The 12,264-nt window shown below is 64.2% G+C and carries 10 protein-coding genes and 2 tRNA genes; 2 read left to right on the top strand and 10 right to left on the bottom strand.

All coding sequences use genetic code 11. From position 1 onward, the window contains the following. Window positions 1-7: 7 nt before the first annotated feature. The 3 genes from murA to leuC form a co-directional block, all read right to left on the bottom strand. Window positions 8-1,351, bottom strand: coding sequence for a UDP-N-acetylglucosamine 1-carboxyvinyltransferase (gene murA / locus JOD47_RS00460; protein WP_204530965.1), 1,344 nt, complete (start codon window positions 1,349-1,351; stop codon window positions 8-10). A 197-nt stretch (window positions 1,352-1,548) separates the two neighbouring features. Then, a complete protein-coding gene (leuD, locus tag JOD47_RS00465) occupies window positions 1,549-2,148 on the bottom strand; it encodes a 3-isopropylmalate dehydratase small subunit (protein ID WP_204530967.1) in 600 nt (199 codons plus the stop codon). A gap of 22 nt (window positions 2,149-2,170) precedes the next feature. Beyond that, a complete protein-coding gene (leuC, locus tag JOD47_RS00470) occupies window positions 2,171-3,643 on the bottom strand; it encodes a 3-isopropylmalate dehydratase large subunit (protein ID WP_204530969.1) in 1,473 nt (490 codons plus the stop codon). Window positions 3,644-3,759: 116 nt separating this feature from the next. On the opposite strand from leuC, the gene JOD47_RS00475 reads away from it, so the two are divergent. Both JOD47_RS00475 and JOD47_RS00480 read left to right on the top strand, forming a co-directional pair. Continuing rightward, window positions 3,760-4,479, top strand: a complete 720-nt coding sequence (locus JOD47_RS00475; RefSeq protein WP_204530970.1) for an IclR family transcriptional regulator — start codon at window positions 3,760-3,762, stop codon at window positions 4,477-4,479. A 94-nt stretch (window positions 4,480-4,573) separates the two neighbouring features. Continuing rightward, window positions 4,574-5,104, top strand: a complete 531-nt coding sequence (locus tag JOD47_RS00480) for a DUF1697 domain-containing protein (protein WP_204530971.1) — start codon at window positions 4,574-4,576, stop codon at window positions 5,102-5,104. On the opposite strand, the gene JOD47_RS00485 is transcribed toward JOD47_RS00480, so the two are convergent. The 7 genes from JOD47_RS00485 to JOD47_RS00515 all read right to left on the bottom strand — a co-directional run bounded on the left by JOD47_RS00485 (window position 5,105) and on the right by JOD47_RS00515 (window position 12,048). Continuing rightward, the gene (locus tag JOD47_RS00485; RefSeq protein WP_204530974.1) at window positions 5,105-6,763 is read right to left on the bottom strand and encodes a GTPase family protein; all 1,659 of its coding nucleotides are present in this window, start codon (window positions 6,761-6,763) and stop codon (window positions 5,105-5,107) included. Continuing rightward, window positions 6,760-8,565 (bottom strand): dynamin family protein, encoded by a 1,806-nt coding sequence (locus JOD47_RS00490; RefSeq protein WP_204530976.1) that lies wholly within the window; start codon window positions 8,563-8,565, stop codon window positions 6,760-6,762. Before JOD47_RS00490 ends, JOD47_RS00485 begins: the two co-directional genes overlap by 4 nt. Before the next feature lie 103 nt (window positions 8,566-8,668). Beyond that, window positions 8,669-8,741 (bottom strand) — tRNA-Glu (locus JOD47_RS00495). Between the two features lie 129 nt (window positions 8,742-8,870). Further along, window positions 8,871-8,942, bottom strand: a tRNA-Gln gene (locus JOD47_RS00500). 68 nt (window positions 8,943-9,010) lie between these two features. After that, window positions 9,011-9,739 (bottom strand): HAD family hydrolase, encoded by a 729-nt coding sequence (locus JOD47_RS00505; RefSeq protein WP_204530978.1) that lies wholly within the window; start codon window positions 9,737-9,739, stop codon window positions 9,011-9,013. Further along, complete coding sequence (gltX, locus tag JOD47_RS00510) at window positions 9,729-11,228, bottom strand: glutamate--tRNA ligase (protein ID WP_204530980.1); 1,500 nt, start codon at window positions 11,226-11,228, stop codon at window positions 9,729-9,731. The genes JOD47_RS00505 and gltX overlap by 11 nt, the downstream gene beginning before the upstream one ends. A gap of 46 nt (window positions 11,229-11,274) precedes the next feature. Next, complete coding sequence (locus tag JOD47_RS00515; protein ID WP_204530981.1) at window positions 11,275-12,048, bottom strand: fumarylacetoacetate hydrolase family protein; 774 nt, start codon at window positions 12,046-12,048, stop codon at window positions 11,275-11,277. Window positions 12,049-12,264 lie beyond the last annotated feature (216 nt).

The following is a 12,264-nucleotide window of genomic DNA, read 5'->3' on the forward strand; positions in this document are numbered from 1 at the left end:
GCCGCGCCTAGCGGCCGATTCCCGCGTCTGCCGTTTCGGTGACGTCGAAGTCAGCGCCAAGGCCCTCGAGCTTGTCCTGGAACCGCTCGTAGCCGCGGTTGATGAGCTCGATACCGGTGACGCGGGACGTTCCGTTGGCCGCTAGCGCGGCAATCAGGTGGCTGAAGCCGCCACGGAGATCCGGCACGTCGATATCGGTTCCATGCAGTTGCACAGGGCCGGAGATCACCGCGGAATGGAGGAAGTTCCGCTGACCGAACCGGCAGGGCACGCTGCCGAGGCACTCCCGGTGCACCTGGATGTTTGCTCCCATGCGCACCAGGGCGTCAGTGAAGCCGAAGCGGTTCTCATACACGGTCTCATGCACGATCGATACGCCCTCGGCCTGCGTGAGCGCGACCACCAGGGGCTGCTGCCAGTCGGTCATGAAGCCGGGGTGGACATCGGTCTCCAGCACCAACGGCGACAGCTTGCCGCCCGGGTGGTAGAAGCGGATGCCGTCATCGTTCACATCGAACGCGCCGCCGATCTTGCGGTACGTGTTCAGGAACGCGGTGAGGTCCAGCTGGCGGGCGCCTTCAACGTAGATGTCGCCACGCGTGACCAGGGCGGCGGAGGCCCAGGACGCCGTTTCGTTGCGGTCGGAGATGGCCTTGTGGTTGAAGCCGCCCAGCTCCTTCACGCCCTCAATTCGGATGGTCCGGTCCGTCTGCACGGTGATGATGGCACCCATCTTTTGCAGTACGGCGATGAGGTCCATGATTTCCGGCTCGACTGCGGCACCCTTGAGCTCGGTGATGCCCTCGGCGCGCGTGGCAGTCAGCAGCACCTGCTCGGTGGCACCCACGCTGGGGTACGGCAACTCGAGCTTTGCGCCGTGGAGGCCCTTGGGTGCGGAAATCGAGATTCCGCCGGGCCGCTTGTCGACGACGGCGCCGAAATTCCGCAGCACCTGAAGGTGGTAGTCGATGGGGCGGTCGCCGATTTTGCATCCGCCCAGGTCAGGAATGAAAGCCTCGCCGATGCTGTGCATGAGCGGACCGCAGAAGAGAATGGGAATGCGTGAATCCCCGGCGTGCGCGTCGATGTCCTTCGACGCCGCCAATCTGGCGTTCGCGGGATCCATGGTGAGATCGCCGGTGACCGGATCCTTGCTCACCTCGACGCCGTGAAGCTTCAGAAGGCTGGTGACGACGTCGACGTCCTTGATCTCAGGGACATTCCTCAGCACCGACGGCGAGTTTCCCAGCAGCGCAGCGACCATCGCTTTCGGCACCAGGTTCTTGGCACCGCGGACGGTGACCTTGCCTGCGAGAGGGACACCACCGCGGATTGTCAGAACGCTACCCATGAACACCTAATTCCTTCAACGTGTTAGCCCCAACAGCAGATAAGACCTCCTGCTAAGCATAGGAGCTACTGTTACCAGACTGAAATACCGACGGCTTGTCAGCGGGACCGTGTTGATCCCTTCACGGAGTGCAAACAGCGCGATTCAGCCCGAAATTCCGGTGCGGAACGTGATTTTCCTTGCACCAGCGGGACAGGTCAGGTGGGTGCGGGCAGAGTCGTGGGCTTGAAGCTTGGCCGCACGGCCTCGTAGGCGGTGATGGCCTCTTCGTGGCGCAGGGTGAGGCCGATGTCGTCGAGCCCCTCCAGGAGGCGCCAGCGAGTGTAGTCATCGATCTGGAACCCGGCGATAATCGATCCACAGGTAACCAGACGTGACTCAAGGTCTACCGTGATCTCAGTGCCCGGGTGATTTTCGAGCTCCTTCCAGATCAACTCGATGTCGTCCTGCGCCACTTGGGCGGCGACGAGCCCCTGCTTGCCGGAGTTGCCGCGGAAGATATCGGCAAACCGGGACGCCAGTACCGCCCGGAAACCGAAGTCCTTCAACGCCCAGACCGCGTGCTCGCGGGAAGAACCCGTACCGAAGTCGGGCCCTGCAACCAGCACTGAACCGCGGTTGAACGGCTCCCGGTTCAGGATGAAGTTTTCATCCTTGCGCCATGCCGCGAACAACGCGTCCTCAAAACCGGTTCGCGTGATCCGCTTCAGGTAGACGGCCGGGATGATCTGATCGGTGTCCACATTGCTCTGCCGAAGGGGAACGCCGATCCCGGTGTGTGAAGTGATCTTTTCCATGGTCTTCTCCTCTTGTCCGGTGTCACGCAGCGTGGATGGTGGAGCTGTTTCCGGCCTGCACCGCAGCAGCGGGCGGCACGGGATCCAGATCGGAAGGCGAGCTCAGGGTTCCGCGCACGGCGGTGGCCGCAGCAACGACGGGCGAGACCAGGTGCGTACGGCCGCCCTTGCCCTGCCGGCCTTCGAAGTTGCGGTTCGACGTCGATGCGCACCGCTCCCCCGGCGCCAGCTGGTCCGGATTCATGCCCAGGCACATCGAGCAGCCGGCAAAGCGCCATTCCGCCCCGAATTCCTTGAAGACCTTGTCAAGACCCTCGGCCTCAGCCTCGAGGCGCACACGGGCGGAACCCGGCACAACCATCATGCGGATGTTCGGGTCCTTCTGCCGTCCGCGGATGATGTCCGCTGCCAGCCGCAGATCCTCGACGCGGCTGTTGGTGCACGAACCCAGAAAAACCGTGTCCACCCGGATGTCCTTCATGGGAGTACCGGCTTCGAGGGCCATATACTCCAGCGCCCGGTTACAGGCCGCCTTCTCATTCTCGTCGGCGAAGTCATCCGGCGACGGGACAGCCTGGCTGAGCGAGACGCCCTGCCCGGGGTTGGTTCCCCACGTGACGAATGGTTCGAGTTCATCCGCGTCCAGGAAGACCTCGGCGTCGAACACCGCGTCATCATCAGTGCGCAGCGTGCGCCAGTTCTCGACGGCGGCGTCCCAGTCATCGCCCTGCGGCGCGTGGGGACGACCCGAGAGGTACTCGAAGGTAGTTTCATCCGGTGCAACCATCCCGGCGCGGGCACCGGCCTCGATCGACATGTTGCAGATGGTCATGCGTGCGTCCATGGACAGCGCACGGATGGCCGAGCCGCGGTACTCCAGCACATAGCCCTGACCGCCGCCGGTCCCGATCTTGGCGATGACAGCCAGGATGATGTCCTTCGACGTGACGCCCGGCTTGAGCGTTCCCTCAACGTTGATCGCCATGGTCTTGAACGGGTTCAGCGACAGGGATTGGGTGGCCATGACGTGCTCCACCTCGGACGTGCCGATGCCCATGGCCAGTGCTCCAAAGGCTCCGTGCGTGGAGGTATGGGAGTCTCCGCACACCACGGTGAGCCCGGGCTGGGTGAGGCCGAGCTGCGGGCCGATAATGTGAACGATGCCCTGCTGCGCGTCACCCAGCGAGTGCAGCCGGACACCGAACTCCTTGCAGTTGGCGCGCAGCGTCTCGATCTGCGTGCGGCTCGTCAGGTCCGCGATGGGCTTGTCAATATCGATCGTGGGAGTGTTGTGGTCCTCGGTGGCGATCGTCAGATCCGGCCGGCGCAGCTTCCTACCGGCCAAACGGAGGCCTTCGAAGGCCTGCGGTGAGGTGACCTCGTGGACGAGGTGCAGGTCGATGTACAGCAGGTCCGGCTCGGCCTGGCCGTTGACGACCTCACCCTTGCGCACGATATGCGATTCCCAGACTTTTTCTGCGAGCGTCTTGCCCATGGCCGGTTCCTCCGCGTGCCTTCGATCAGATCTTCCAATTAACTGAAGCAGGCGCGCATCCATACGCGCCACCCCGGACACTTGCGTCTCAGATAATGAGACGGCAATATCAGGTTATGGACAATTCTAGTGGTGTCGGCGTGATTGATAAAGCGGCTCTCGTGCTGGACGCGTTGGAGGCCGGCCCAACCACGCTGGCCCAACTGGTCACATCCACCGGCCTGGCACGTCCCACAGTCCACCGGCTCGCCCTTGCGCTGGTCCACCACCGCCTGGTCAGCAGGGACATCCAGGGCAGGTTCGTGCTGGGCAGTCGCCTTGTGGAGCTCGCCTCCGCCGCGGGCGAGGATCGACTGATTGCTTCTGCCGGCCCCGTCCTTCTCCAATTGCGCGATGCGACCGGCGAGAGCGCGCAGCTCTTCCGCCGCCAGGGCGACGCACGGGTCTGCGTCGCCTCCGCCGAACGACCGATCGGTCTGCGCGACACCATCCCCGTGGGCACCCAGCTGTCGATGAAAGCCGGATCCGCCGCGCAGTGCCTGCTGGCCTGGGAGGACCACGACCGACTGCTTCAGGGCCTCCAGAACGCACGGTTCACACCCACTGTGCTTGCCGGAGTACGACGGCGGGGCTGGGGTCAGAGCCTCGGTGAGCGGGAGGCTGGAGTCGCGTCAGTGTCGGCCCCGGTGCGCGGTCCTTCCGGTCGCGTCATCGCCGCCGTATCAATCTCGGGCCCCATCGAACGACTCACCCGCCAGCCAGGCCGGATCCATGCCGAGGTTGTCGTGAACGCCGCACTTCAGCTGACCAACGCGATCGGCAAGTCTGCGGATTAACGGAGCTTTTGCGCAGCTATGGCGACTTCAGGTGCCGGTCACGTCGCAGCAGCTGCCCGAAACTTTCCGGAACCTGGAGCGTTAGGCTGACCTCGTGACCAGGTACGCGATCTTCCTACGCGGCGTCAATGTCGGCGGCGTCGCCATCAAGTCAGCAGACCTCCGGAGGACCGTCGAGGCACTCCCGGTCTCCGGCGTGAAAACCTTGCTGGCGTCAGGAAATGTCGTCTGCAGCAGCGACCTCACCGCGGATGAGCTGAAATTCCAGAGCGAACAGTCGCTGCGGCAGCGCTTCGGGTATGAAGCCCGGGTGGTTGTGCTGGACGCCGCCACGGTGGAAAGCATCGTTGCGGACTGCCCCTTTCCTGCCGATGACCCTGACATCCACACCTATCTCACCCTTTTCTCCGACCCTGCCGTGCTGACCGAATTGATCAAGTTTGCAGGATCCATCAATGAACCGGTGCAGCCCCTGGGAACCATCGCCGCTGCCTGGCGGGCGCCGAAGGGCGGAACCTTGGACAGCCCACTCAACGCCTTCACGAACCGGGCCGCCTTCAAAAAGGCGACAACCACCCGCAACCTGCGCACGCTTCAGAAGGTGCTCGCCGCACTGCAGGCCTGACTACCGGCGCGAACCCGCTGTAGCCACCGCCCGGACGAAGCCGTTGTAGCGTTCGATCTCGGCCGCTGCCGGCCCAACCGCCACGGTCTCCGTGGTCTCGCTGATCGAGGCGACCAACCGCCGTCGTACGCGTTTTCCCCGCCTCCGGGCTCCAAGGCGCGCCAGCCCAGCGCACAGAATGCCGATAGCGATGCCTGCTGCCACTCCCCCGACGGCCAGTAGGGTCGGAACAGGCATTCCCTCCACCGTCGGCGATTCCGGAACCGGAAACTGCAGGAATCCCAGCGCAGCCAGCAGCGCCAGCCAGCCGATCCCAACCACCATCGCGGCAAGGAAGAGCCATTGCAGCGTGCCGGCCACGGGCCACCACCAGGCACGTGAACCGGATGCGAAGTCGGTTCGGGCAACAGCCTCATCGAGACGCTCCAGAAGCTCCGGCTCAGGGCTCTTCGCCGCGTCGCGGATGGCGCTTCGCCACGGCTCCACCGCTCCGGTCGACAGCTCGTCGCCGAACGTGCGCAACGCCCGGTCAACGGACGCACGCTGCGCCGGGCCGGGTTCCGGAAGGGACGTCCGGCCGACGAAGTTCTGTACCTCGCTGCGCCGGAGGTTGAGGCGCCGCAGCGGATCCGAGCGCAATTTGCCGAGCCGGCGCGTCACCGGCCACCCGGTGACAGCGTGGGCGTCCCGGCGGTAGGAACGGACGACGGCGTCGATCACCGCGTCGGCGCCGGTGGCCCCGGCGAGTCGCTCCGAGAGCGCCGTGCGCGCCGCCTTCGAGGGCGGCGGAAGTTCCGGTCCGGTGAATCTATCCAGCGATTCGACGGCCACGTCGACGTCTGCTGACAACCGCCCGGTCGCGGCCTCCTTCCGGCGCACGATGGCACGGATCTCCTCGGCGAGGCCGCCCAGGCCTGTCCCTGTGACGGCGGAAATCGCGTGGACCACAGCTGAGCCATGGCCTTCAGCGGCGAGGATCTGCTTCAGGGATCCGGTTACCTGTGTGAGGTCGGACTCCGAGAGCCGGTCCGACTGGTTGAGCGCAACCAGGATGACGGACTCGTGGGTTGCCAGCGGCTCCAGGAACTCCCGGTGCAGGGCGGCGTCGGCGTATTTTTGCGGATCGGTGATCCAGAGCAGGACATCCACCTGCCCGGAAAGGCGCTCCACGATCACTCGGTGTCCGAGCGCGGTCGAATCGAAGTCCGGCAGGTCGAGCAGTATCAGCCCGCCTTCAACGTCGCCGGTGCTGCTGACGCGTCGGCGATCACTGGGCCCGGCCAGCAGCGACGCACCGGCGGGCATGACATGGCGGTTGGACACCTCCAGCCAGTCGAGCAGGTCCCCGCTTCCATCCTCGCCCCAGATCACTGCAAGAGGTTCGGCGGTCGTTGGGCGGCGTGCGGCGACCCGCGCCAGGTCAGTGCCCGTGAGCGCGTTCAGCAGCGACGACTTTCCGCTGCCTGTCGGTCCGAAAATGCCCACGACAGTGTGTGCGGAGGACAGTGACCTGCGCGAGCTCGCGCGGTCCAGCACCTCATAGACTGCGCCCAATTGCTTCTCATCAACCCGCCCCTCAGCCAGCTCCCGGGCTGCATTGAGCGACTCGAGGCGACCCTGCAATCGCGAGGATGATCCCTCTCCGCGGTGGCGGCTCACTGCCCGCCCTCCCGCGCGGCGCCGTCGTTCCGCAGATCCTCCGCCACTGAGCGCCGCTGCGTCAGGTTAACGGCCAGAGCACGGAGGTCCTCCGACGACGGTTCGCCGGCCAGCACGTGCAGCGTATCGGTGAAGCGCTCCCGTTCCCCCGCGAGAAGATTTCCGCACCGTTGCTGCAGCTGTGTGCGTGCCGTCCGGGTGAGCCGCCGCACCGCCTCTTCGCCGAAAATGGCCTCCAGCAGCTTTTGCCCGACGACGGCGGAGCCGCCTGCAATGAGGACCTCACCTCCCGTGAGGCCCGCGGTGGATGCAAACACAACGATCATGAGCGCCACCGCAACACCATTGACCCCGAAGGAGAGCATCCGGGCGGCGAAACGCTTGTCGGCACCCTCGGAACGCACAAGGTCCAGCAGGTCCTTCTGCCACGCACGGATTTCCCGGGCGACGGTGTCGGTGAAGTCCGGTGACATAACCGGACTTCCGGGGTCCAGCAGCCCCCGCCCGGCAGGTTCGGCACGCCACTGCCGCTGCGTCCGGTCGGCGGCCTTCGCCGCTTCCTCGACGATGACGGTCTGCAGCCCGCTTTCGATCGCATCCTCGACGGTTACCGCACGCGGCGGTTTGCCCGTGAGGAATCCGCCGATCCTGTCCCGGATACGGCCGACAGTGGATTCGAGCCCGCGCATGAACTCGCCGGTACCGACGAAGTCCTGCCAGCGGGCAAGCACCTCACCGCGAAGGAGGGTTCCGTCTTTGGTCGATTCAAGAACGGCGTCCAGCGCGGCGGCGTAGGACTCACGCGCCGCTTCCTCAAGCCGACCGGCGGTTTCCGCCTGATCGTCGAGCGCATCGGCAATCTTCTCCACGCGGCGCCCGAGTGCCCGCAGCGCACCCTCCAGGGTGCGACGGGCGATTTCCCGCCGCCCTTCGGCGTCGGCCGAGATAGCGCGCAGCCAGCGCTGAAGGGGCTCTACGCTCTCCGACGGGAGCATGCCGAGCGGATCAAGCCGTTCCTCGGGAATCACGAAGATCGGAGCATGCCCCAACTGCTCCGCGGCAAGCAGCGTGTGCAGATCAGCGCGCACCTCTTCCTCCACGCCGTGCGGAACCCGGTCAAGAACGATGGCGAGCAGTATGTCACGCTGGGCCGCCTCCCTCAGCAGCTGCCAGGGAACGGCGTCGGCATAGCGGTTTGCCGTGGTGACGAACAGCCACAGGTCAGCCGCCGCCAGCAGCTGTGAGGAGAGGCGACGGTTCTCATCGGCGATGGAATCAATATCCGGTGCGTCCAGCAGGGCAAGCCCGAGGGGAATCATCGTGTCCGGTTGAAGCAGAAGCTGGGCTGCGCTGCCGGCGTCGTGCAGTGAAGTGATCTGGGAAGCCGGCACGCCTTCCGCTTCCTCATGGACGACGACGGCGCGCTGCCTGGTCAGCGACGGCAGCACACGGTCATCGGCGAACCAGTGTCCTTCTGCCGGGTGGTGCAGCAGGATCGGCTGGCGGGTGGTGGGCCTGATGGGCCCGGAACGGGTTACTGGATGACCTACCAGGGCGTTGACCAGAGTGGATTTGCCCGCCCCGGTAGACCCGCCCACCACAGCAAGGAGCGGCGCGTCCAGGCTCTTGATGCGGGGCAGGATGTAGTCATCGAGCTGCTCGGCGGCGGCACGCGTCTGATGTCGCGCGTCAGCGGCCGCGGGAGAATCCAGGGGAAAGGTGAGATGGCTGAGCGTTTCGCGGACGCTGCCAAGCAGATCGGCAAGCCCCGCAGCGTCAGCGTCAGGCAGCGGAGCATCCATGGTCCCATCATGCCAGTTCTGCCGGTGTTGTCAGGGATATGGGGAGCTGACCGCTTAAACGAGAATTCCGCCCCAACCGAGATGGTTGAGGCGGAACCTTGTGTGACCCCAGCGGGATTCGAACCCGCGTTACCGCCGTGAGAGGGCAGCGTACTAGGCCGCTATACGATGGGGCCAGTACTATGCTGTCAGCCGGTTTCCCAGCAAACGAGCTAGATAATTCTTTCACATCGAATGCTGTGAGACCAAATTGAAGCGGGCTGATGCCGAGGCATATGCCCGCTCGATTTGTGCTGTTTACAGCGCTGGGGTACCAGGACTCGAACCTAGAATGTTGGTACCAGAAACCAGTGTGTTGCCAATTACACCATACCCCAATGGCACTTTCGGGAGATTTTTACCCTGCTTCGCAGCAGGTCAACCCCCTCCGCGCCGAGAAACAACTTTACCGGATTTCCTGCGCGATGCGCAAAACGTCGGTCAGGCTGGTAATTCGGCGGCCCACGAAGCCCTTGTCCTGCCCACCGCGACGGTCCAGCCAGATGCCGATGAGACCCGCCGCATCCGCTCCCTGAGCGTCAACGACAGGATTGTCCCCCACGTAAAGCGTCTGTGCAGGATCGGTTCCGAGCAGCCGGGCTCCCTCGAGATAAATCGCAGGATCGGGCTTGGCAACCCCGAGGGCGTCAATCCCAACCAGCGCAGCGACCCGGTGCAGGCCTGCCTTGTCCAGCTTGGCACGCTGGTAATCGTGCACATTGTTACTAACTGCACCATAGGGGATTCCCTGCCGGTCCAGCTCATCGAGGACAGGAACGACATCGTCATACGGTTCGAAGTGAAGCGGCAGTGTCGCCTCGTACGCACTGTTCCACCGTGCCGCTGCGGCGCCTTCAAGAGGTTCGGTGAGGAATGATGCCTGGGCGTGCCGCGCGCGGTGGATGCGTTGCTCCGTGAAGCTCAGTGTTCCGGCCAGGAACTGGTCGTAGTAGCCGTGCGGATCCCGGGTGTACAACGCCTTGTATTCCACCCACTCCGCCTCGGTGAGATGCGCCAGGGTATCAGCCCCGATGTGATGCAGTGTCCGCCCCATGGCAGTCTCAAGGTCTACCAGGGTGTCATCGATGTCGAAGAGGACGCCCTGAACGGAAGGTGCGGCGAGCTCACTGACCACGCAGTGTCCTCAACCGGGCCCGCGACGACTCTTTGCCGAGAATAACCATGGATTCGAACAACGGCGGTGAGATTTTGCGTCCCGACACAGCAGTCCGCACGGGTCCGAAAGCGACCCGTGGCTTGAGCCCAAGCTCATCGACGAGCGCAGTGCGCAGAGCCGCCTGAATGGAGTCAGCGGTCCAGTCCCCCAAGGGTTCGAGTGCGCCAAGCGCGGCATCAAGAACCTCCTCGTAGTTGGCGGGCAGGCCCTTGCGGGCATCGGCCGCGACCTCCACCTGCGCGTCGGAACGAAACAGGAAGCCGAGCATCTCAGGTGCCTCCCCGAGCAGGGTGATCCTTTCCTGGATGAGCGGCGCCGCCTCAGTGAGGATGGACAGCTCGCGGGGGCTGATCGTCTCGCCGACCAGGCCTACCGACTGCAGGTATGGAACCAGCCGCATCCGGAAGTCCTCCGGGTCCAGCAGTCGCACGTGGGAACCGTTGATGGCTTCGGCCTTTTTGACGTCGAAGCGGGCCGGGTTTGCAAGCACATCATGGATGTCGAACTTCTCGACGAGCTGGTCGACGGTGAAGATGTCCTCGTCAGCGCTGAGGGACCAGCCGAGCAATGAGAGGTAATTGAGGAGACCTTCACGGATGAACCCGCGCTCCCTGTGCAGGAAGAGGTTCGACTCAGGATCGCGTTTGGACAGCTTCTTGTTGCCCTGCCCCATCACGTAGGGCAGGTGGCCGAAGAGCGGCATGTAGCGCGCCACGCCGATATCGATGAGGGCCCGGTACAGCGCGACCTGGCGCGGCGTCGAGGAGAGGAGGTCCTCACCGCGCAGCACATGGGTGATGCCCATCAGGGCGTCATCGACCGGGTTGACGAGCGTATAGAGGGGGGCGCCATTTGCCCGCACCACTGCGAAGTCCGGCACGCTGCCGGCTGCGAAGGTGATGTCTCCGCGCACGAGGTCGGTGAAGGTGATGTCATTTTCCGGCATGCGAAGACGCAGAACGGCCGGACGACCTTCCGCTTCAAAGGATGCCTTCTGCTCCGCTGAGAGACTCCGGTCAAAGTTGTCATACCCGAGCTTCACGTCCCGGCCGGCGGCCCTGTGCCGCTGTTCCACCTCGTCCGGCGTGGAGTAGGACTTGTAGAGGTGTCCGGCAGCAACGAGCCGCGAGATGACGTCCTGGTAGATTCCGCTCCGCTGCGACTGGCGGTAGGGAGCGTGCGGTCCTCCGACCTCCACACCCTCATCCCAGTCGATCCCCAGCCACTTCAGCGCGTCGAGGAGTTGTTCGTAGCTCTCTTCGCTGTCACGGGCGGCGTCTGTGTCCTCGATGCGGAAGATCATCCTGCCGCCGGTATGCCGCGCATATGCCCAGTTGAACAGGGCGGTCCGGATCAGGCCGACATGCGGCACGCCCGTGGGCGATGGGCAGAAGCGAACCCGTACAGGCGTTTCGGGCGTGACAGTGGGGAGATCAGCAGTAGTCATGATGGTGCCCAGTCTACTGTCCGGCCGTCGGCGTGAAGGCAGTCCGCTAGCGGCGCACCGGGTTGGACAGCCTGCCGATCCCCTCGATCTCCACGTCGTACCGCTGCCCCTCGTTGATCAGGCCCACACCGGCAGGCGTACCGGTAAGGATGATGTCGCCGGGCAGAAGGGTGAAGGCCTGGGAGACGTAGGCGACCAGCTCTTTCACACCCCAGATCATCTGGCTGGTGGTGCCGTCCTGCATCAGTTCGCCATCGAGCCACCCGCGCACGGCGAGGTTCTCGGTATCAAGCTCCGTTTCGATCCAGGGCCCGATCGGGCAAGAAGTGTCAAAACCCTTTGCCCGTGCCCACTGGTTGTCCGTTTTTTGGATGTCGCGGGCCGTCAGGTCATTGGCGCAGGTATAACCGAACACGACGTCGTCCACCCGCTCGATCGGTACGTCCTTGCAGATCCGGCCGATGATGACGGCGAGCTCAGACTCGTAGGAGATTTCGTCCGAAAAGGACGGAAGCACAACGGGATCGCCCGGACCGACAACCGATGTGTTGGGCTTGAGGAACATCAGCGGAGCCGGCGGAACCTCGTTGCCCAGCTCCGCGGCATGATCAGCATAGTTTCGGCCGATACCGATGACTTTGCTGCGCGGAATCACCGGAGCCAGCAGCCGGACGTCCTCCAGTTTGTGGCGCACTCCCGTGGGCTGCACGCCTCCGTAGAACGGGTCACCGCTGATGACGGCTACCTCTTCTTTGCCAACAGGCCCCTCGACGAGGCCGAACGCTGGATCATCATTGAGCACAAATCGGGCGATACGCATGAACACAGGCTAGTACAGACCTGGTCCCTGAACGCGAAAAACCGTTCAGAGAACACTTGTCCCCTGAACGGTCTCAGGCTCAAACTTCAGTGGTGGTCAGTGAGGCCAGTCATCAATCAGCGTGCCATAGGTGACAACACCCGTCCTCTGAGTAGGCCCACTGTCCAGTGCTACAGCCGCAGACCCCCCTCCCACTGCCAGGGCCGCCGTAAGCAG

Source organism: Arthrobacter tumbae, from assembly GCF_016907495.1.
Taxonomy (GTDB): Bacteria; Actinomycetota; Actinomycetes; order Actinomycetales; family Micrococcaceae; genus Arthrobacter_D; species Arthrobacter_D tumbae.